Source organism: Neorhizobium sp. JUb45 (assembly GCF_004343585.1).
Taxonomy (GTDB): Bacteria; Pseudomonadota; Alphaproteobacteria; order Rhizobiales; family Rhizobiaceae; genus Neorhizobium.
In genome coordinates, this window is sequence record NZ_SLYW01000002.1 from 652,279 (window position 1) to 672,935 (window position 20,657).

At 60.0% G+C, this 20,657-nt stretch carries 23 protein-coding genes; 11 read left to right on the top strand and 12 right to left on the bottom strand.

Annotated elements, in window-relative coordinates; all coding sequences use genetic code 11:
• Positions 1-15 precede the first annotated feature (15 nt).
• The 4 genes from argC to rplM all read right to left on the bottom strand — a co-directional run bounded on the left by argC (position 16) and on the right by rplM (position 3,029).
• On the bottom strand, positions 16-948 hold the full coding sequence (argC, locus tag EDF70_RS09940) for an N-acetyl-gamma-glutamyl-phosphate reductase (RefSeq protein WP_132273176.1): 933 nt from the start codon (positions 946-948) through the stop codon (positions 16-18).
• Between the two features lie 74 nt (positions 949-1,022).
• The gene (gene speB, locus EDF70_RS09945) at positions 1,023-1,973 is read right to left on the bottom strand and encodes an agmatinase (protein WP_132273177.1); all 951 of its coding nucleotides are present in this window, start codon (positions 1,971-1,973) and stop codon (positions 1,023-1,025) included.
• 118 nt (positions 1,974-2,091) lie between these two features.
• A complete protein-coding gene (gene rpsI, locus EDF70_RS09950) occupies positions 2,092-2,562 on the bottom strand; it encodes a 30S ribosomal protein S9 (protein WP_132273178.1) in 471 nt (156 codons plus the stop codon).
• A gap of 2 nt (positions 2,563-2,564) precedes the next feature.
• Positions 2,565-3,029, bottom strand: coding sequence for a 50S ribosomal protein L13 (rplM, locus tag EDF70_RS09955; protein ID WP_132273179.1), 465 nt, complete (start codon positions 3,027-3,029; stop codon positions 2,565-2,567).
• A 315-nt stretch (positions 3,030-3,344) separates the two neighbouring features.
• Here rplM and EDF70_RS09960 point away from each other — a divergent pair, with 315 nt between their 5' ends.
• Both EDF70_RS09960 and EDF70_RS09965 read left to right on the top strand, forming a co-directional pair.
• Positions 3,345-3,773, top strand: coding sequence for a CoA-binding protein (locus EDF70_RS09960; protein ID WP_132273180.1), 429 nt, complete (start codon positions 3,345-3,347; stop codon positions 3,771-3,773).
• A gap of 191 nt (positions 3,774-3,964) precedes the next feature.
• Entirely contained in the window at positions 3,965-4,504 is a 540-nt protein-coding gene (locus EDF70_RS09965) for a glyoxalase superfamily protein (RefSeq protein ID WP_132273181.1), read from the top strand.
• A 65-nt stretch (positions 4,505-4,569) separates the two neighbouring features.
• Here the strand turns inward: EDF70_RS09965 and EDF70_RS09970 are convergent, their stop codons facing one another.
• The gene (locus tag EDF70_RS09970; protein ID WP_245519108.1) at positions 4,570-5,019 is read right to left on the bottom strand and encodes a DUF6455 family protein; all 450 of its coding nucleotides are present in this window, start codon (positions 5,017-5,019) and stop codon (positions 4,570-4,572) included.
• 161 nt (positions 5,020-5,180) lie between these two features.
• Between EDF70_RS09970 and EDF70_RS09975 the strand changes: the two genes are divergently transcribed.
• From EDF70_RS09975 to EDF70_RS09985, 3 genes are all read left to right on the top strand, one after another.
• Entirely contained in the window at positions 5,181-6,467 is a 1,287-nt protein-coding gene (locus tag EDF70_RS09975; protein WP_132273182.1) for an O-acetylhomoserine aminocarboxypropyltransferase, read from the top strand.
• A gap of 147 nt (positions 6,468-6,614) precedes the next feature.
• Positions 6,615-7,535 carry a cation transporter gene (locus tag EDF70_RS09980; protein WP_132273183.1) on the top strand — a complete coding sequence of 307 codons (921 nt, stop codon included), beginning with the start codon at positions 6,615-6,617 and terminating at the stop codon, positions 7,533-7,535.
• Between the two features lie 152 nt (positions 7,536-7,687).
• Positions 7,688-8,095 carry a response regulator gene (locus tag EDF70_RS09985; protein ID WP_132273184.1) on the top strand — a complete coding sequence of 136 codons (408 nt, stop codon included), beginning with the start codon at positions 7,688-7,690 and terminating at the stop codon, positions 8,093-8,095.
• A gap of 7 nt (positions 8,096-8,102) precedes the next feature.
• Here EDF70_RS09985 and EDF70_RS09990 read toward each other — a convergent pair whose 3' ends face one another.
• Both EDF70_RS09990 and bdcA read right to left on the bottom strand, forming a co-directional pair.
• Positions 8,103-9,686 carry a TerC family protein gene (locus EDF70_RS09990; protein ID WP_132273185.1) on the bottom strand — a complete coding sequence of 528 codons (1,584 nt, stop codon included), beginning with the start codon at positions 9,684-9,686 and terminating at the stop codon, positions 8,103-8,105.
• A 382-nt stretch (positions 9,687-10,068) separates the two neighbouring features.
• A complete protein-coding gene (gene bdcA / locus EDF70_RS09995) occupies positions 10,069-10,782 on the bottom strand; it encodes an SDR family oxidoreductase (RefSeq protein WP_132273186.1) in 714 nt (237 codons plus the stop codon).
• 134 nt (positions 10,783-10,916) lie between these two features.
• Here bdcA and EDF70_RS10000 point away from each other — a divergent pair, with 134 nt between their 5' ends.
• From EDF70_RS10000 to EDF70_RS10010, 3 genes are read left to right on the top strand one after another with little or no spacing between them, the layout of a single operon-like run.
• Positions 10,917-11,462 carry a TetR/AcrR family transcriptional regulator gene (locus EDF70_RS10000; protein WP_245519109.1) on the top strand — a complete coding sequence of 182 codons (546 nt, stop codon included), beginning with the start codon at positions 10,917-10,919 and terminating at the stop codon, positions 11,460-11,462.
• A gap of 2 nt (positions 11,463-11,464) precedes the next feature.
• On the top strand, positions 11,465-11,818 hold the full coding sequence (locus tag EDF70_RS10005) for a cupin domain-containing protein (RefSeq protein WP_132273188.1): 354 nt from the start codon (positions 11,465-11,467) through the stop codon (positions 11,816-11,818).
• 37 nt (positions 11,819-11,855) lie between these two features.
• Positions 11,856-12,152 carry a hypothetical protein gene (locus EDF70_RS10010; protein ID WP_245519110.1) on the top strand — a complete coding sequence of 99 codons (297 nt, stop codon included), beginning with the start codon at positions 11,856-11,858 and terminating at the stop codon, positions 12,150-12,152.
• A 49-nt stretch (positions 12,153-12,201) separates the two neighbouring features.
• Here EDF70_RS10010 and EDF70_RS10015 read toward each other — a convergent pair whose 3' ends face one another.
• Positions 12,202-12,675, bottom strand: coding sequence for a MarR family winged helix-turn-helix transcriptional regulator (locus EDF70_RS10015; protein WP_245519111.1), 474 nt, complete (start codon positions 12,673-12,675; stop codon positions 12,202-12,204).
• A gap of 176 nt (positions 12,676-12,851) precedes the next feature.
• Here EDF70_RS10015 and EDF70_RS10020 point away from each other — a divergent pair, with 176 nt between their 5' ends.
• Positions 12,852-13,649: an SDR family NAD(P)-dependent oxidoreductase gene (locus EDF70_RS10020; RefSeq protein ID WP_132273189.1), complete on the top strand. Its 798-nt coding sequence runs from the start codon at positions 12,852-12,854 to the stop codon at positions 13,647-13,649.
• Here EDF70_RS10020 and EDF70_RS10025 read toward each other — a convergent pair.
• The 4 genes from EDF70_RS10025 to ggt form a co-directional block, all read right to left on the bottom strand.
• Positions 13,646-14,344 carry an LrgB family protein gene (locus EDF70_RS10025; protein WP_132273190.1) on the bottom strand — a complete coding sequence of 233 codons (699 nt, stop codon included), beginning with the start codon at positions 14,342-14,344 and terminating at the stop codon, positions 13,646-13,648. The two genes, EDF70_RS10020 and EDF70_RS10025, sit on opposite strands and share 4 nt — an antisense overlap.
• Positions 14,331-14,750 (bottom strand): CidA/LrgA family protein, encoded by a 420-nt coding sequence (locus EDF70_RS10030; RefSeq protein WP_132273191.1) that lies wholly within the window; start codon positions 14,748-14,750, stop codon positions 14,331-14,333. The genes EDF70_RS10025 and EDF70_RS10030 overlap by 14 nt, the downstream gene beginning before the upstream one ends.
• A 125-nt stretch (positions 14,751-14,875) precedes the next feature.
• On the bottom strand, positions 14,876-16,123 hold the full coding sequence (locus EDF70_RS10035) for a cytochrome P450 (RefSeq protein ID WP_132273192.1): 1,248 nt from the start codon (positions 16,121-16,123) through the stop codon (positions 14,876-14,878).
• Between the two features lie 55 nt (positions 16,124-16,178).
• Complete coding sequence (gene ggt / locus EDF70_RS10040; protein ID WP_132273735.1) at positions 16,179-17,903, bottom strand: gamma-glutamyltransferase; 1,725 nt, start codon at positions 17,901-17,903, stop codon at positions 16,179-16,181.
• 382 nt (positions 17,904-18,285) lie between these two features.
• Here ggt and clpP point away from each other — a divergent pair, with 382 nt between their 5' ends.
• Both clpP and clpX read left to right on the top strand, forming a co-directional pair.
• Complete coding sequence (clpP, locus tag EDF70_RS10045; protein ID WP_132273193.1) at positions 18,286-18,918, top strand: ATP-dependent Clp endopeptidase proteolytic subunit ClpP; 633 nt, start codon at positions 18,286-18,288, stop codon at positions 18,916-18,918.
• A 292-nt stretch (positions 18,919-19,210) separates the two neighbouring features.
• On the top strand, positions 19,211-20,488 hold the full coding sequence (gene clpX / locus EDF70_RS10050; protein WP_132273194.1) for an ATP-dependent Clp protease ATP-binding subunit ClpX: 1,278 nt from the start codon (positions 19,211-19,213) through the stop codon (positions 20,486-20,488).
• Positions 20,489-20,657 lie beyond the last annotated feature (169 nt).

Sequence of the window (20,657 nt, forward strand, 5' to 3'; positions counted from 1 at the left end):
TGCTGATATCCGCCGTCAAGCAGATAGCATCAGATCCATGTTCTGCACGGCGGCACCGGAAGCGCCCTTGCCGAGATTGTCGAGCAGCGCCACCAGATTGACGTGAGCACCGCCCGGTGTGCCGAACACGAAGAGCTTCATGTTGTCGGTGTTGACCAGTTCTTCCGCATCGACGCGCGGCAGCTTGGCGCTTTCCTCCAGCGACACGACCGATACGATGTCCTGGCCGGCATAATGATCGACCAGCACCTTGTGGATGCCTTCGATCGTTGCGCCCTCCTTGAGGTCATCAAGGAATAGCGGCACCTGCACGATCATGCCCTGCGCGAAGCGGCCGACGGATGGCGAGAACAGGGGCGCGCGGTCGAGCAGGCCATGGATTTTCATCTCCGGCACATGCTTGTGCTTGAGCGTCAGGCCGTAAAGGAAATTGTTGGCCGATACCGCATCCTCGCGTGAAGCGTCTTCCATCTGGCCGATCAGCTGCTTGCCACCGCCGGTATAACCGGAAACAGCATTGACCGAGACGGGATAACCGTCCGGCAGCAGACCGGCATTGCGCAGCGGACGCAGCAGCGAAACCGCGCCGGTCGGATAGCAGCCCGGATTGGAAACGTGGCGGGCAGAGCGGATTTTTTCCGCCTGGCCCTTGTCCAGCTCTGCAAAACCGTAAGCCCAGTCCGGCGCGACGCGGTAGGCGGTCGAGGTGTCGATGATGCGGACATTGTTATTGCCGGCCAGCATCGCGACGGCTTCCTTGGAAGCGTCGTCGGGCAGGCAGAGGATGGCGATATCGGCGCTATTGAGCAGATCCTCGCGCATCGTGGCATTGCGGCGCTCTGCTTCCGGGATGGACAGAAGCTCGACGTCGCGGCGGCCGGCCATGCGGGTGCGAATCTGCAGTCCCGTGGTGCCGTGTTCGCCATCGATGAAGATCTTTGCTGCCATGGTCGTTATCCCATAAAAGTCAGTGGCTTGAAGGTGCGGCCGGAAGTGGTTGCCCAGCCGGTTCATGTAGAGATTCAACGCCGAGCGAGACGCTCCGCTTTCAGCCCGAGCATATACATCGCAACGCTTGCCCCGGCAATGGCGGTGATATCGGCATGATCATAGGCCGGCGCCACCTCCACCACGTCGGCACCACGAATGTCGAGCGCGCCGAGTTTGCGCAGCACCGAGAGGATTTTTGCGCTGGATGGCCCGCCGGCAACCGGCGTGCCGGTGCCGGGCGCAAATGCCGGGTCGAGGCAGTCGATATCGAAGGTGAGGTAGGTTGGCCGATCGCCGACATGGGCAAGAATGGTATCGGCTATCTGCTGGGCACTCAGATCCTCGACCTCATAGCCATGCAGGATCTTGATGCTGAAATCTTCCGGCGCATGGGTGCGGATGCCGATCTGGATCGAATGTTCTGCATCGATGAGGCCCTCGCGCACGGCGCGCGCCACGAAGGAACCGTGATCGATCCGTTCGCCATCATCATCCCAGGTGTCCTGATGGGCATCGAAATGCACGAGCGCCAATGGCCCATGTTTGGCCGCATGAGCTTTCAGCAACGGAAGAGTGACAAAGTGATCTCCACCGAGCGACAGGAGAAACGCGCCCGAGGCAATAATGCCCGCCGCGGCCTCTTCTATCAGGGCGGGCGTTTTCTGATGGTTGCCATAGTCAAGCAGGACGTCACCATAATCCACCACCGCCATCGCTTCGAAAAGATCGCGGGCAAAGGGATATTGCGGATCGTTGTCGAAAATCGCCGAGGCACGGCGGATCGCCTGCGGCCCGAAACGGGCGCCCGGTCGGTTGGAGACGGCAGCATCGAAGGGAATGCCGAGCACGACCGCATCGGCGCCATCGACATCCTTGCTGTAGCGGCGACGCATGAAGGAGAGCGTCCCGGCATAAGTGGGATCGGTTGCGGCGCCACGCACGGATTTCGCTGTGAATGCGTTGTCGATCGATTTGGACGGCATGACTAGCTCCGGTATCGACCGGCAAGGTGCAATGCGGATGTCAGCAGCACAAGTCCCGAAACGAAAAAAGGCGGAGCCGAAGCTCCGCCTTTCCAAAAGTCCGTAATTCCTGAAACGATTAACGCTTCGAGAACTGGAACGAACGGCGGGCCTTGGCCTTACCGTACTTCTTACGCTCGACGACGCGGCTGTCGCGGGTCAGGAAGCCACCCTTCTTCAGAACGGCGCGCAGGCCCGGTTCGAAGTAGGTGAGAGCCTTGGAAACGCCGTGACGAACAGCACCGGCCTGACCGGACAGACCACCACCGGCAACGGTAGCGATGATGTCGAACTGACCCGAACGCGCTGCTGCGACCAGCGGCTGCTGCAGGATCATCTGCAGAACCGGACGGGCGAAGTAGGTCGTGAAGTCACGGCCGTTGATGATGATCTTGCCAGAACCAGCCTTCACCCATACGCGGGCGATGGCGTTCTTGCGCTTGCCGGTGGCGTAGGAGCGGCCCTGTGCATCGACCTTGCGGACGTGAACCGGTGCAGCTGCCTGACCTTCGGCCGAAGCGAGGTCCTTCAAAGAGGAGAGATCGGCCATTATCAGGCGCTCCTTGTGTTCTTGCTGTTCAGCGAAGCCACGTCGAAGGCGACCGGCTGCTGTGCTTCATGAGGATGGTTCGAGCCGGCGTAAACGCGCAGGTTCTTGAGCTGGCGACGGCCGAGCGGGCCGCGCGGGATCATGCGCTCGATAGCCTTCTCGAGAACGCGCTCCGGGAAGCGGCCTTCGATGATGGCGCGTGCAGTACGCTCCTTGATACCGCCCGGATGGCCGGTGTGCCAGTAGTACTTCTTGTCGGAATACTTCTTGCCGGTGAAGACGCACTTTTCCGCGTTGATGATGATGACATTGTCACCGTCGTCGACGTGCGGAGTGAAAGTGGCCTTATGCTTGCCGCGAAGGCGCATGGCAACGAGGGTGGCGAGGCGACCGACAACGAGCCCTTCGGCGTCGATGATGATCCACTTCTTCTCCACCTCTGCGGGCTTCTGAACGAAGGTCGACATGGTGTTACTCTTTCTTCTGAACCCGTAACCGCAGATAAATCCGTCGGATGGGCGTTTCTTGTTGCTTGGATTGGGTGCCTTGCGGCCACCAAAAAGAAAGCGGGCCTCAAGGGTCCGCATTTCTGCTGCGGCTTATAAGCGTGAGGCTGGAGAGCGTCAAGACAAGCGATTTTGCGTCCTGGAAAATAACTGTAGTAAAAACAATGGCTTGTTTATGTGGTATTTTAGAACCACACAAAAGATTGACGAATTCCGCTGGTTTCGGCGCTGACGCAACCGCATATAACTCGGAAAGACATTCGGTGGAGACCCGTCATGAACCACGACTCTTATGAACCCGCCTATATCTCCGGCATCCTCAAGAACACCAAAACCATTGCTCTGCTTGGCGCTTCTCCTAATCCCGACCGTCCCAGCAACCGCGTCATGGCCTTCCTTTTGTCCAAGGGCTACCAGGTGTTTCCGGTCAATCCGGGGCAGGCGGGCAAGCAGATCCTCGGCCAGACCGTTTACGCGACGCTTGCCGATGTGCCGCAGCCGGTCGATCTCGTCGATGTTTTTCGCGCCGCCGAATATCTCGATGGCGTGGTGGACGAGTCGATTGCCCTCGACACCAAGCCCAAGGTCATCTGGGGCCAGCTTTCCGTGCGTCACGACAAGGCTGCGGCAAAAGCCGAAGCGGCTGGCATCGATGTGGTGATGGATCGCTGCCCGGCCATCGAATATCCGCGTCTCGGCCTTTGACCTTTTGTCTCTGGCGCACCTCCGGCCTTCGCGCTAATCTCGGCACCAAGGCCGGAGGCGGCCTGCAGCCCGCGGTTTAAAAACCATGGCGAACGCCCCCAGACACCGAACCTGAACGTTTCCCGTCAGGCGAAGGCGTTGGCAATGCGGGCACCGACGACAAACTTCGCCGTCTGACGAAGGAACGGATCATGCGCGACCATCGCGATGCAAAGGCCATGGCCAAAACTCTGCGGGAGACACTTGGCTCCCGCGACGTCTCTATTACCCATTCCGAAGCTCTGGAAATCGTCGCCCGACAATTCGGGCTGGCGCACTGGAATATTTTGAGCGCTCAACTTGAGCCGAGGGCAGCGGAAAGTCCCATCACCTTCGAGCGAACCGTGCCGATCGTGCGTATCTTCGATGTCGCCAAGGCTCACGAATTTTATCTGGGTTTCCTCGGTTTCACAGTCGACTGGGAGCATCGTTACGGCGAGGATTTCCCGCTTTATACGCAGGTGTCGCGCGGCGGCCTGCAACTGCATCTGTCGGAACATGCGGGCGATGCCACGCCGGGCGGAACGACGGTCGTTTACATGAAGGGTGCCCGCGCCTTCCAGAAAGAGCTGATCGACAAGAAATACCGCTATATGAAGCCGGGGCTGGAAGAGGTGGACGGACGACTGGAGGTGACCGTGACTGATCCGTTCAACAACCGAATCCGCTTCATGGAGATTGTTGAGGAATAGGGCTGCCAGCGAGGCCGGGCAGATGCCCGGCCAGGTTCGTCCTCCTCGTGTGTCTCCTCCGACACCTAGTCCAGCAACAGATCCGGCTGCGCGCGCATGGCATTCAGTTCGTCCGAATTGCCGCAATACTGGCCAAATTGTTTGCCCGCATTGCTATTGCTCAGGTCGCGCCGACAGCGCGATTTGGCGGAACACTTTGCGCAGCGCAGCTGCATGTCGCGAAACAGAACCGGGTGCTGCAACAGAACCTCCACTGGATCGATGCCGAGATGGCGCATCATCGCCAGCATTTCATCCGCCGCCTCCGGTCCCGCCCGCGCCAGTCGCACCAGATCCTGCGAAGAGATGCTGCAATCGCGGGCGATTTCGGAAATCATCCGCTCATCCATCGTGGCGATGACTTCCGCTTCCGATGCGGCATTGTAGGCTTTGGCACACCAGCGCAGAAACCGGCCTGCGAGACCCGGTTCATATGGGTTGGCGGCATCCGGTCTGGCGATCTCGGTCACGGCCATGTCTCCTCTCTTTCCAAGGAGATTGGTTCTGTTGAAAATATATGCCTTGATCACAATCAAACGGCGAGATTTTCTGTGTATCGCCGCCCGCTCGGGTTGGTAAAACTATGCCGGAAATGGGACGAAGCGGGCAAAGGCCCTAAACAGGTGAGGACAAAAATATGCCGACACGCGATCCCGGATTTTCGACGCTTGCGGTCCATGCCGGCGCGGCACCCGACCCGACCACCGGCGCCCGCGCCACGCCCATCTATCAGACCACCTCCTTCGTGTTTCAGGACAGCGACCACGCCGCCGCGCTGTTCGGCCTCCAGCAATTCGGCAATATCTACACCCGCATCATGAACCCTACCCAGGCGGTGCTGGAAGAACGTGTCGCAGCACTCGAAGGCGGCACGGCGGCGCTGGCCGTCGCCTCCGGTCATGCCGCGCAGATGCTGGTCTTTCACACGATCATGCAGCCGGGCGACAATTTCATCGCCGCCAAACGCCTTTACGGCGGATCGATCAACCAGTTCGGCCACGCCTTCAAGAACTTTGACTGGCACGTGCGCTGGGCCGATGTGTTTGATCCTCAGACGTTTGAGACCCAGATTGACGACCGCACCAAGGGCATTTTTATCGAAAGCCTTGCCAACCCGAACGGCACCTTTGTCGATATCGCCGCCATTGCCGAAGTGGCCCGCCGCCACGATCTGCCGCTGATCGTCGACAACACCATGGCCAGCCCCTATCTGGTGCGCCCGCTCGAACATGGCGCCGATATCGTCATCCACTCGCTGACCAAATTTCTGGGCGGCCACGGCAATTCCATGGGTGGTATCATCGTCGATGGCGGCACGTTCGACTGGTCGCAATCCGGCAAGTATCCGATGCTGTCGGAACCGCGGCCGGAATATGCCGGCATCGTGCTGCATCAGGCGTTTGGCAACTTTGCCTTCGCGATCGCCTGCCGTGTTCTTGGCCTGCGCGACCTTGGTCCCGCCATCTCGCCCTTCAACGCTTTTCTCATTCTCACCGGCATCGAAACCCTGCCGCTCAGGATGCAGAAACACAGCGACAATGCGGCGGCAGTCGCGCAGTGGCTGAAGGGCGAGGAAAAGGTCGGCTGGGTCAGTTATGCGGGTCTCGCCGACGATCCGAACAACGAATTGCAGAAACGCTATTCGCCCAAGGGAGCAGGCTCCGTCTTCACCTTCGGCCTCAAGGGTGGTTACGAGGCGGGCAAGACGCTGGTGGAAAACCTGAAACTGTTTTCGCATCTGGCGAATATCGGCGACACACGTTCACTGGTCATCCACCCGGCCTCCACCACGCATCGCCAGCTTTCGGAAGAACAGCAGGCGGCGGCCGGCGCCGGGCCGGATGTGGTGCGCCTGTCGATCGGTATCGAGGATGCAGCCGACATCATCGCCGACCTCCGGCAGGCACTGGCAAAAATCAACTGACGCTTCTATAGAGGCCGCTCATGTAATCATTTCTACACAGCCAGCCGCTATCGGCTGGCTGTGTCGGTGGCCGCCTAAGGTGCGCTGACCCAGAGAGAATCAGAGAAGGAACAGGGGCGTGCGCCCCGGTTCCAATGGAGAATTCCCGTGAGCGAGCAGTCACTCCTTCGGCTGTCCATCGCCGTCACGGCCGCGCTTGCGGCATTCGGCATCACTGTCGGCCTCGTGTCCGGCTCGTTTGCCATCGTGTTCGACGGCTTTTATTCCCTCACCGATGCGTTCATGACGCTGCTGGCGCTGCTGGTGTCGAAACTCATCATCGCCTCCTCGCAGCCGACCGCCAAGGGCAGGCTGATCGACCGTTTCAGCGTCGGGTTCTGGCATCTGGAACCGATGGTGCTCGGCCTCAACGGTACCCTGCTGATGGGCGCCGCGATCTACGCGTTTATCAGCGCCGTCGGCAGCCTGATGGCCGGTGGCCGGCCGATCGATTTCGGTCCGGCCTTGATCTTTACCGTGGTCACGGTTCTGGTGTCGCTGGTCATGTGGCTGTTCTGCCGGCGTGCCAATCGCAGCCTGAAATCCGGCTTCATCGCGCTCGATGCGCAGGCCTGGGGCATGACGGCAGCGCTGACCTCGGCGCTGCTGATCGCATTCGGTATCGGCCACGCCATCGAAGGCACCGAATATACCTGGTTGACGCCCTATATCGATCCAGGCGCGCTTGCCCTCATCTGCCTGATCATCGCGCCGGTGCCGCTCGCCAATGTGCGCCAGGCGGTGGCCGATATCCTGCTGGTGACGCCGCCCGAGCTGAAGAACCATGTCGATGCGGTGGCGCAAGCCATCGTCGAGCGCCACGGTTTTCTCTCCTACCGCGCCTATGTCGCGCGCGTCGGCCGCGGCAAGCAGATCGAGCTGTTCTTTATCGCGCCATCCGAATGGCCGGCCCGCCATCTGTCGGAATGGGATGCGATCCGCGACGAGATCGGCGATGCGATCGGTGACGAAGGCCCGGACCGGTGGTTGACCATCGTCTTCACCAGCGATCCCGAATGGGCGGATTGAGGCCTTAACGTTAGTGAGACCCTAACGCATTCATTAGCAATGCATTAACCATGTTTCATAATGGCACAGCCTGTGCCGTAATCATTTCCCATCCTCATGCGTTCATACGTCACCTTCAACAAGGCCAGGCCTTGAACAAGAGGAGACCGGACATGAACACGATCCGTCACACGGTATTGGTGGTCGAGGACGAGGCGCTCATCCGATTTGCGGTGGCCGACGCTCTCGAAGATGCAGGTTATGATGTGCTGGAAGCAGCAAGCGTGCTGGAGGCGATCGGCCAGCTCGGCCTCAACGAGGATATCGATCTCGTCGTCACCGATGTCGATATGCCGGGCGCGCTGTCTGGCGTCGATCTGGCCCGCATGATCAGCGAATGCGCGCCGCATATCGGCGTCATCGTTTCTTCTGCCCGCTGCGGCGACGAGTTGACGGATATTCCGCCGACCGCCCGCTGCCTGGCAAAACCCTGCACGGCGGCAAAAATGCTCTCCACCGTTGAAACGATGCTGAAGGGCAGGGCGCTCGTCGGCGATGAAAGCTTTCGCCGACGAGCTTGATCGCGTTTTACGCGCGCATCTCCAGCGGCTCGGCCGCAATTGATGCGGTGGTGCGGATGCGCACCTTGTCGATGTTGCGGCCATCAAGCGCCACCACCTCATAGGTGAGGTCGCCGAACGTTACCGTCTCGCCCTGTTGCGGCATGTGGCCGAGGCGCCAGAGGATCAGGCCGGCCAGCGTCGAATAGCGGTCGGCATCATCGACGAGATCGCTTTCCAGCAGTTTCGAGACATGGCGGATATCGATCCAGCCATCGACCAGAAGTGAGCCGTCTTCGCCACGCTCGACGGTCAGCTGTTCCTCGTCGTCATCGGCAAAATCGCCGGCAATCGCTTCCAGCAGGTCGGTGGCCGTCACCATGCCTTCGACCGAACCGTATTCATCGAGCACGATCGCCACCTGCAGCGGCGACTGGCGCAACTGTTCGAGCAGGCGCAGCGCATTGACGCTTTCATGCACCACCAGAGGCTGGCGTAGCGAGCGGTCGAAGTCCACTTTGCCATTCTCGATGAAATCGCGCAGCAGGTCCTTGGCCAGAGCGACGCCCAAAAACTCGTCGAGGCTGCCGCGGGCGATGGGGAAGCGGGAGTGACCCGATTCCAGAACCTTGCGGCGCAGTTCCTCGTCGCTGTCCTCGATATCCAGCCAGTCGATGTCGAGGCGGTGGGTCATGACCGATTTTGCCGGACGATCGGCCAGCGTCAGCACGCTTTCGATCATCTCGTGTTCGACGGGCGTGAACAATTCGCCTTCCGAAGCACGCTCGGCAATCACATCATTGGTTTCGCCGAGCGAGGCCTCGCTGCGGCGGCTGCCGAGCAGTGACAGCACGGCATTGGCGGTGCGTTCGCGCAGGTCGCCGGTGGTGAGAACCCGCTCGCGGTTACGGCGTGCGATCTGGTTGAAGGCCTCGATGAGAACCGAGAAGCCGATGGCGGCGTAAAGATACGCCTTCGGAATATGGAAACCGAGGCCTTCGACGATCAGCGAGAAACCGATCATCATCAGGAAGCCGAGGCAAAGGATGACCACGGTCGGATGTTTCGACACAAAAGCCATCAGCGGCTTCGAGCACAGAAGCATGACACCGACGGCGACGATGACGGCGATCATCATGACCGACAGATGCTGAACCATGCCGACGGCGGTGATGACGCTATCGAGCGAGAACACGGCATCGAGCACGACGATCTGCACCAGAACCTGCCAGAAGACGGCATGCTCGATCTTGCCTTCCTTGTTGCCGGAATGGCCTTCGAGGCGCTCGTGCAGTTCCATCGTTCCCTTGAACAGAAGGAACACGCCACCGAACAGAAGGATCAGGTCACGGCCGGAAATCTCAATGCCGAGAACGGTAAACAGCGGCGCCGTCAGTGTGACGATCCATGCGACGGAGGCAAGCAGGGCAAGGCGCATGACCAGCGCCAGGCTGAGGCCGATCAGGCGGGCTTTCTCGCGCTGATGTTCCGGCAGCTTGTCTGCCAGAATGGCGATGAAGACGAGGTTGTCGATGCCGAGAACGATTTCGAGCACGATCAGGGTGGCGAGTCCGGCCCATGCGGCCGGATCGGACATCCATTCAAATATCATGATGATATGACGCCAGCCCTTTCGGGCGGCCGTTCCTTCTGTGGTTGAAAAGGGAAACAAAAAACGCTGTCTAAGGACCGGGCCAAGGGTCGAGACAGCGAAAAACGATCAGCGATTGCGATGATGACGTGACGAAGCGACCCCGGCTTTTGGCGGGGCGCGGTGATCTCTCGACCATGAAGTGGGAACGTCCGGTTCGCAACCATCATCGACCTTATCGACGCGGTGAACCGGACACACGCAATCGGGTGTCCATGGGCGGCGACTATAGCGATCCGATCGGCAATTGCATCCCTTCGGCGCAAAATTTTCCGTGAGAAGCGTTTTTCGGGTATTGTTCACGCCGCCGGAGACGACCGGCGGCGTGGCGTTGAAGGATATGTCAGGCGCCCATGCCGCCATCGATCGTGTGCATGGCACCGGTGATGAAGCCACCCTCCGGGCCGGCAAGATAAGCGGCAAGACCTGCGATCTCTTCCGGTCGGCCGTGACGCTTCAGCGCCATGAAACCGTGCATCGTGTCCTTCATCGGGCCATCGGCCGGGTTCATGTCGGTATCGATCGGGCCGGGCTGGATGACGTTGACGGTGACGTTCCGCGGGCCAAAATCACGCGCAAGGCCGCGCGCCAAACCCTGCACGGCGGATTTGGTGAGCGCATAGGCCGCGCCGCCGGCAAACGGCATGCGGTCGCCATTGACCGAGCCGATGATGATGATGCGGCCACCCTCCGGCATCTGCCGGGCGGCTTCGACGGCGGCGTGATAGGGCGCGCGCACGTTGATGTCGATCATCCGGTCGACGGCGTCAGGATCGGTTTCGAGCGGATCGCCCAGAACCAGCGTGCCCGCATTGACCACCAGCACGTCGAGCGGGCCTGCTGCCTTGACGGTGGATATCGTTTCGTTGCGGTTGCCCGCATCCGACTTCACCGCCTTGGCGCCGATTTCCGCCGCCAGCGTTTCGGCGGCATCCTTGGATCCCGCATAGGTGAATGTCACATCAGCACCGTCGCCGGCAAAGCGCCGCACGATGGCTGCACCGATGCCGCGGCTGCCGCCGATTACAAGCACTGTCTTACCCTGAAAATCAGTCATCGCATTGCTCCGTCCGAGGGTTGAGAATTAATGTAGTAGGCATTACATAATTAGTGGGTCGTATGCCGTCAATGGATTTTGTAATGTGCACTACAAAAATATTAAAGTCTCGTGGAAGGCCGCGTGCTTTCGATATGGAGGACGCGCTTGCCAAGGCGCAGGCGCTGTTTCGCGAAAAGGGCTATGATGCCTTGAACGTTGCCGACCTGACGGACGCGATCGGCATCAACCCGCCGAGTTTTTACGCGGCCTTCGGCAGCAAGTCGGCGCTTTATGGGCAGGTTCTGCAACGGTATGCGGAACTGGAGGGCATCGATCTCGAAGGACCGTTCGCCGCCGACGTGCCGCTTGCGCAGGGGATTGCGCGTCTGCTGGCCGAGGCGGCGCGCAATTACGGCGCCGGCAATGGTACGGGCTGCATGGTCATCGAGGGCGCGCGCGGCGGTGTCGATGCGGAAGCGTGTCGGCAGGCACGGCGCCTGCTGGATCTGACGCATGACACGGTTCATGCGGGCGTGAGTTGCCAAGCGCCGGAACAGGCCGAGATGGTGACGGATTATGTTATGGCGACGCTGTCTGGCCTGTCAGCCAGCGCCCGCAATGGTCTGCCGGCCGAACGCCTGTTGCGCATCGCCGATATTGCTTCGCGCCAGCTTGCCCATGAACTTGAGGAGACATGACCATGGCTGCATCCGAAAAATTCACGACCTTCGATCTCTCCGTCGTCGAACCGGAGGAGGGCGCTCCCGCGCCTGACCGTCTGATCGAAGGCAATCCCGTCTTTCGCACATGGAATGTCGAGGAAGCGCCGGGCGGGGTTTACGCGGGCGTGTGGGAGGCGACGCCGGGCAAATGGCGGATCGTTTACGACGAGTGGGAATACTTCCACATTCTCGCCGGTCATTCTGTCGTGACCGAAGAAGGCGGTGAGCCGGTGCATCTGCGCGCCGGAGACAGCATGGTGCTGCGGCCCGGCTTCAACGGAACATGGCAAGTGATTGAAACGACTCGCAAGGATTATGTCATCAGGCTCTGAAAAACCCAGCGGGGGAAAGTTCAGGCGAGGGGTGTCGATGCCCGAGCCGTCGGGTTACACCACGGCGATCGAAAACAATATGGACGCCGCAATGCGCTTCTTGAGAATGCTACTGATCATCGTCATCGCCATGGGAGGTTTTTTCGGCTTCCGCTGGCACACCTATGTCAGCAACACCGACAGCCCTTATGACGAAGTCGGCATCACCCTCAACAGCCATATGCCCACACCGATCCGCAAATGGGGTTGCGACAAGCTGCACGCCACATTCGGCAACGTGCTTCCGCCCTATGGCTGCCAGGCCGAAGGCGGCGACGGTCGCAGCTGGATGTGAAATTAGAGCGGTTCCATTTAACAATGAACCGCTCTGAACCGGCGCCCGTTCAGTCGCCGGTTTTTCCTGTCTTTTCGAAAGCCTGCGCGAACTCCGCTGAAGAGATGAAGGCGAGCGTCCGGCGCAATTCCTCGGATTTTTCGATGCCCAGAACGGCATCGAAGCGGCTCTGCGCCTCCCGCCATTTTTCCACGAGATCGGCCTGAAGGGCGCTCCCAACGTCGGTGAGCCGAACCCGTTTGGCGCGCCTGTCCTTTTCGTCAGGCACAAGCTCCACCAGCCCATCGCGGATCAACGGCTTCAGCGTGTGGCCGAGCGCCGAAAGATCCATCACCATCGCCTCCGCCAAACTCTTCTGGGTCGGTTCGTTGCCGTAGAGGATCTGGGTCAGCAGTGAAAACTGTGTGCCGCGCAGCCCGATGCCGCCGATGATGTCATCGTAGAGCTGGCTCAGCTGCCGCGATGCCCGCCGCACCGAGCTGCTGCTGCAATGCATCCAGATGTTGTCTTCAGGTCTGTCCATGGCATCCTTCATTGCCGCATTCGCTGCGACCGGCAAGAGGCATTGCTCGTCTGCGGAAAATTGCCGGTGACCATCTTGCAATCAGGGCGGCTTTCTCCAAATATAGTGGTATATGCCAGTAAAATCCAGATACGGTATTATTTGGCTGCCCGAAATTGAACCCAGGAGAATGGACAATGACCTCGAAACTCGGAACTGCTCTCGTTACCGGTGCCTCTTCGGGCATCGGCGCAACCTATGCCGATCGCCTTGCAGCGCGCGGTCATGATCTCGTTCTTGTCGCCCGCGATGCCGGACGGCTTGCCGAACTGGCGGAAAAACTCGCATCACAATACGGCATCGCTGCTACGGTTCTTCGCGCCGACCTGTCCGAGCGGGCGGATGTCGCGGTTGTCGAAAAACGGCTGCAGGAGGATGTTTCGATCACGCTGTTCGTCAACAATGCCGGCATCGGCCCGGCTGGCCCGTTGCTGTCAGGCGATCTCGATTATCTCGACCACATGGTCGATCTGAACGTGCTGGCCGCCAATCGCCTGGCCGTCGTCGCCGCAAGGGCTTTCGTTGCGCGGGCCAAGGGCGCGATCATCAACACGGCGTCAGTCGTGGCGCTTGCCCCGCAGATTTTCAACGGCACTTACAGCGCCTCGAAAGCTTTTGTGCTGGCGCTGACCGAAGGCCTTGCCACTGAACTTGCCAACACGCCGGTGCGTATTCAGGCGGTTCTGCCGGGCCTTACTCGCACGGAAATTTTTGACCGTGTCGGCCATTCCTTCGACAATCTCGATCAGGACAAGGTGATGGCGGTCGGCGATCTGGTCGATGCGGCGCTGTCGGGTTTCGACAAAGGTGAAGTGATCACCATTCCCTCGCTGGAAGATACCGGACTTTATGATGCCTATATCGCGGCAAGAGGCGCGCTTGGTCCGTATCTGTCGCTGAACAAGCCAGCCGCCCGTTATGGCGTTGCAGCCTAACGCAGGACGATCGCCAGCAACGGTGCCGCCAGCACGTTGACGAGGCCGACCAGCACCATGACAAGTCCGGCGACCGAGCCTTCCTCGGCGCCGATCTGGTTGGCCTTGGCAACGCCTGCACCATGCGCACCCATGCCAAAGAGGGCACCACGCGCCAGCGAGGATTTGAGCGGCAGAATCCTCAACAAGGTTTCGCCCAAAGCCGCCCCCAGCACGCCGGTCATCACCACGAACAGGGCGGTCAGATCCGGCACGCCGCCGATATTTTCCGAAATTGCCATGGCGAACGGTGTGCTGATCGAGCGCGGCAGAAGGCTCAGGCGCAAGGCGCCATCGATCGACAAGAGGCTCGCGACCGCCCATGCGCTCAGCATGGCGGTCGAACTGCCGACGATGATGCCGAACAGCAGAACCGGCCAGAATTTCAGGATCATCGCCCGCTTGTCGTAGATCGGAATGGCGAATGCCACCGTGATCGGCCCGAGCACGATCATCAGCCAGTGCGTGGCGCCGATATATTCGCGATAACTGGTGTGCAGACAGAGCGCGATGACCAGCAGGAAAATCGGCGTCGTCGCCAACGGTGAAAGCCATGCGATGGGAAAACGGCGGTGGATGCGTTTGGCGAGAAAATACAGGCTGATGGTCGCTGCCGACCAGAAGATGGTGGTAAGGATCGCATCAAGCGCCGGCACGGCGATGCTCCATGGCCAGCATCATCCGGTAACCGGCATCGACGGCAAGCGCCGTCATGCACATCACGGTAATGGTGCCGACCAGAATGACCGCGAGGATTTTCAGGCCGATCAGCCCGATGAACTCGCCATGTTCGAGAACGGCCAGAACGGCAGGCACGAAAAACAGCAGCATGTCGGCAAGCAGCACATGCGCACCACGGCGCATGCTGGAAAGGCGAATGACGCCGCTGGCCAGCAGCGCCAGCATGCCGAAAAGCCCGATGACCGCGCCGGGAACGGGGATGCCTGTCGTCCGCGCGACAGCTTCGCCGAAAAGCCACATCAGCGCGAGCAAAACCACCTGCGCGACACGACTGTTTTGCAGTGAGCGGTGAAACAGAATTGCGGTTTTGCGGCGGGACATGGGAGTGACCTTGTTGCGTCATCCTCCCTTAACTCGGCACTATAAGATATTGTTTGGCTTGGGCAATTGAACGGAATGCAAACGAGCCATGTGTTTTTCGCGTGGCGGCTGGTGAATGATCGGTTTCACCAGGCGAGATCAAGCCGCTCCAGTCCATGAAAGTGATAGACGTCCTTCACCGTCGGCGTTTCGGCCAGCCGCAATCCCGGCAAGCGACGAAACAGGATCGGCAGTGCTATGTTGAGTTCCAGCCGCGCCAGCGGGGCGCCGATGCAGAAATGGATGCCGGCACCGAAGGAGAGGTTCTGGCCCTCCTGCCGGTCGGGCTTGAAGGTGAGCGGCTCGCTGAATTTTGCCGGATCGACATTGGCGGCAGCGAGAATGAGGCTGACCTTGTCGCCGCGTTTCAGCGATACGCCGTCGATTTCAACATCCTCCAGCGCCCAGCGCTGAAAGATATGTACCGGCGCGCAGATGCGCAGTGTCTCTTCCACCGTGCGTTCCGTCACCGTCTCGTCGCGGAAAAGGTCCGCCGGTGAAAGGCCGCTTTCGAGAATGACCCGCACCGAGTTGCCGATCTGATGCACGGTCGCCTCATGCCCGGCATTGAGCAGCACGATCGTGGTCGATACCAGCTCGTCGTCGGTGAGGTGCTGGCCCTTGTGTTCGGTGTGGATCATGTGGCTGAGCAGGTCTTCGCGCGGCGTCTTTCGGCGCTCGGTGATCAGGCTTTTGACGTAAGCCGCAAACTCCTTGGCTGCCCGGTCGGCGGCATGTTCGTCTTCTTCCGTGCGCTTGAACATATACATGCCGACATAGGCATGGCTCCATTTCAAAAGCTGCGGCCCCATCTCGTCGGGAATGCCGATCATCCGGGCGATCATCGTCACCGGAATGATGTCGGCGAAGGCGGAAAGCAGTTCGACACGCCCGTTCGTTTCAAAACTGTCGATCAGCCGCTCGGCCAGTTCGGCAATTTCCGGCCGCAGCTTTTCGATATGGCGCGACACGAAAGCGCGGTTGACCATGGTGCGCAGCCGCGTGTGTTCCGGCGGTTCGATTTCCAGCAGCGAATGCCGTTCCGCCAGATCGAAGTTTTTCAGATGCGCCTGCGGTTCAGGTAATCCCAGTTCCTCGCGGCTCGCCACATGCAGGATCTGCCGTCCAAAACGCCGGTCGCGCAAAAGCGCGTTCACATGGTCGTAGCCGGTAAAGAACCATTGCCGCTGCTCTTCCCAGAAGAAAGTCGGACAGTGAGCGTGCAGGGCGGCATAAACCCGGTTGGGGTCGCTGTAAAAATCCGGGGTGCGGCCATCAAGCGAAACGCGGCGGGTTTTCGGATCGATGCGGAGGAAATCTGGAAGGGTGCTCATGTCGAATGCGTAGCGCACTTTTTTGGCGCTACGCAATCCGGTTCGGTCACCGATATCACTCCCCCACAGCCACGCCCTCGCGGCGCGGATCGGCGCTGCCGACCAGTCCGTTGCCGGTGATCTCGATCGCATGCAAGCCGGAATTCATCTCGCCGGCGTTCACCTCATATCCCAGTGCCTTCAGCGGCTCGGCGAACTTTTCCGCCGTCGTGCCGGCTTCGATATCGTAGGTTCCAAAGCGGTTGATCAGATGCGGCTGCGCCACGATCTGCTCCACCGGCATGCCCCAGTCGATATAGGCGACAAGCGCCTGCGCCACGTAACCGATGATCTGGCTGCCGCCCGGCGACCCGATGGCGATGAGCGGTTTGCCATCCTTCATCACGATGGTCGGGGCCATCGATGAACGTGGCCGTTTGCCCGGTTCGACGCGGTTAGCGACCGGCAGGCCATTATCATGTGTCTTGAAGGAAAAATCGGTCAGTTCGTTGTTGAGCAGAAAACCATTGGTCATCAGCCGTGAGCCAAACCCGCCTTCGATGGTCGTCGTCATCGACAGCACGTTGCCTTCCTTATCGACAATCACGAAATGGCTGGTGGAGGGCATTTCCAGCGCCGCATCGCGGCCAAACAGCAGCGCATGGTCCCATGCCGGCTCACCGGCTTTCACGGCGTCCTTGGCCAGCGCCCTTGGATTGGCAGGGTCGCCATCGAGCAGTTTTGCGCGCTCGCCGAGATAATTCTTGTCGATTAGCCCCTTGATCGGCAGCGGAACGAAATCGGTGTCGGCGAGGTAACGCTCGCGGTCGGCGAAGGCGAGGCGCTGCGCATCGCCAAGAATGCGCCAGCTCTGCACATTGTCCGGCCCAAAACTCTTGATGTCGAAATTCTCCATCATGCCCAGCATCTGGCCGATCGCCACGCCGCCGGAGGAGGGCGGTCCCATACCGCAGACATCGAGCGCACGATAGGTGACGCAGACAGGATCGCGTTCATTGATGCCGTAATTCTCGAAGTCGGCCAAAGACAGGACGCCGGGATTGTCGGTCGCCTCCCGCACGGTCTTGACGATGGCCTCGGCGATCGGCCCCTTGTAGAAGGCGTCCGCGCCACCTTTTGCAATGGCGGAAAGCGTTTCGGCATAGGCCGGGTTTTTGAGCACATGGCCTGCCTTCAATGGCGCGCCGGATGCATCGAAGAAATAGCCGCGTGGCCCTTCGTATTTTTTCAAGCGGTCGCCGTCCGAGGCAATCAGCCCGGCCAGTCGCGGCGAGACCTGAAAACCGTCCGTCGCGAGCTTTTCCGCCGGCGAAAACAGGCTGGCCCATTCAGCCTTTCCGTAGCGTTTGTGAACATCCTCCAGCAGACGCACCGTTCCCGGCGTACCGACGGAGCGACCGCCCACCACGGCATCCATGAATTTCAGCGGCTGACCCTTGTCGTCGAGAAACAGTTTTGGCGTCGCCTGCATCGGCGCCTTTTCACGCCCGTCGAAGGTCGTCAGCTTTTTCGAGGCGGCATCGTAATAGACCAGAAATGCCCCGCCACCGAGACCGGAACTCTGCGGCTCGACCAGCCCGAGCACGGTCTGCACCGCGACCATGGCGTCAATGGCATTGCCGCCCTTGGCGATGACATCGCGGCCGGCTTCCGCCGCCAGCGGATTGGCGGCCGCGACCATGAAATTTTTCGCCTCGACACGTTTGGCGACTGTTGTGCCGGTTGCGCGCTCAGGCGCGATCGTGTCCGAAGCCTGCTGCGCGAATACCACGCTCGCCATCCCGGTGCCGATCAGGCTCGTGGCGAAAATGGTGCCGATTGCTGTTGCCTTGCGCATGGTTTTCCCCTCCATCGATATCAAGTGGATGTGGTCCACACGTCGGCATTGACAATGGCCTGTCGCAAATCGACATGACGGCGGGTGTCGTTCACCAGCGCTTTACCATTCTCGCCGGAATGTCTGTGGGCACGGACGCCCTGGAAGTCTATCGGCCTTCTCAGGGAAGATAAAACGCGGCACCGGAGGCTGGATATCCCACGCGGTTAAGGATATCCGCCCTTCACGACTTGAAGTGCGGTATGTCCACACTCTATGTAGGGAGTTGACTTATTCCACCGATTCCCGGTCTGCCGCAGGCCAGGACCACACGTGAAGGACTGACATGAGAAATCCCGTCGATACCGCCATGGCTCTGGTGCCGATGGTCGTGGAACAGACCAACCGCGGTGAGCGCTCCTACGACATCTACTCGCGTCTCCTCAAGGAACGCATCATCTTCGTCACCGGCCCGGTGGAAGATCACATGGCGTCGCTCGTCTGCGCCCAGCTGCTTTTCCTCGAGGCTGAAAACCCGAAGAAGGAAATCGCACTCTACATCAATTCGCCGGGTGGTGTCGTCACCGCCGGCATGTCGATCTACGACACGATGCAGTTCATCAAGCCTGCCGTTTCGACGCTGTGCATCGGTCAGGCGGCCTCCATGGGTTCGCTGCTGCTGTGCGCCGGCGAAAAGGGCATGCGCTTTGCCATGCCGAACTCGCGCATCATGGTTCACCAGCCTTCAGGCGGTTTCCAGGGGCAGGCTTCGGATATCGAGCGTCATGCTCGTGACATATTGAAGATGAAGAAGCGCCTCAACGAGGTCTACGTGAAGCATACCGGCCGCACCTACGAGGAGATTGAAAAGACCCTCGATCGTGACCACTTCATGGACGCCGAAGAGGCGCAGGCCTGGGGCGTCGTCGACAAGATCCTGACCTCGCGTCAGGAACTCGAAGCTACTCCGGCCGCGTAAACGGTCTTATGCCTGGCCAGGTCTCACCCCGTTGTGACCGAAAAAGGGGCTTTAATCTGGCCAGGAACAAACTAATAGTCCATATTAAGGCTGTGTTGAATTGTTATGACATAGCATTCGGTCTGGAAGGGGTTTCGTTGCCACCGGTCCAGGACTGTCGTCCGGCTCGGTAGAGTACCCCTTGAAGGTTCAAGCGGGCTAGGCCTCTGATGAGGAGGCCAGCCGGCCGGCGATGTAAGTGTCTGCCCGCGTGTTGAAACGGTTCGGGCGGCGGTGCTGGAAGGAAAGTGATATGAGCAAGGTCAGCGGCGGCAACGGCAGCGACTCCAAGAATACCCTGTACTGCTCCTTCTGCGGAAAGAGCCAGCACGAGGTCCGCAAGCTTATTGCAGGACCGACCGTATTCATCTGCGATGAATGCGTCGAACTGTGCATGGACATCATTCGCGAAGAGAACAAAAGCTCGCTGAACAAGTCCCGCGAAGGCGTTCCCACGCCCCAGGACATCATCGAGGTTCTCGACGAATACGTCATCGGCCAGAAGCAGGCGAAGAAAATCCTGTCTGTGGCGGTGCATAACCACTACAAGCGTCTCGCACACGCCTCGAAGAACAACGAGATCGAGCTGGCGAAGTCGAACATCATGCTCGTCGGCCCGACCGGTTGCGGCAAGACCTATCTTGCCCAGACGCTCGCCCGCATCATCGATGTTCCCTTCACCATGGCGGATGCCACGACGCTGACCGAAGCCGGTTACGTCGGTGAAGACGTTGAAAACATCATCCTGAAGCTGCTTCAGTCGGCCGATTACAACGTTGAACGCGCCCAGCGCGGCATCGTCTATATCGACGAAGTCGACAAGATCTCGCGCAAGTCCGACAACCCGTCGATCACCCGCGATGTATCGGGCGAAGGCGTGCAGCAGGCGCTTCTGAAGATCATGGAAGGCACGGTTGCCTCGGTTCCGCCGCAGGGCGGCCGCAAGCATCCGCAGCAGGAATTCCTGCAGGTCGACACGACGAACATCCTGTTCATCTGCGGCGGTGCCTTTGCGGGTCTCGACAAGATCATTTCCGCCCGTGGCGAAAAGACCTCGATCGGTTTTGGCGCAAGTGTTCAGGCACCCGACGACCGTCGTGTCGGCGAAGTGCTGCGCGAACTGGAGCCGGAAGATCTGGTCAAGTTCGGCCTCATCCCGGAATTCATCGGTCGTCTGCCGGTTCTGGCAACGCTCGAGGATCTCGATGAAGATGCGCTGATCCAGATCCTGTCGGAGCCGAAGAACGCTCTGGTCAAGCAGTACCAGCGCCTGTTCGAAATGGAAGACGTCGAACTGACCTTCCACGAGGACGCTCTTCGCGAAATCGCCAAGCGGGCCATCGTCCGCAAGACCGGCGCCCGCGGCCTTCGTTCGATCATGGAAAAGATCCTGCTCGACACGATGTTCGAACTGCCGACGCTGGAAGGCGTTCGTGAAGTCGTGATCTCGGATGATGTGGTGAAGGGCAATGCCCGTCCGCTTTACATCTACGCCGATCGTCAGGACGAGAAGGCCAACGTTTCCGCCTGATGGCGTGACGCCAAGAATACGGCGGAGAGGTCATGCCTCTCCGCCGAACTGTTTCCGAAGGCCGCGCGTTTTGTCTGGAGTTTGCGCCGCGGTGGATTGTTCTCCTCCCCCGTGTTTCGGGTAGGGAAGGCGATCGGAAACGAGACCGCCGGCAAGGCTTGCCCTTGAG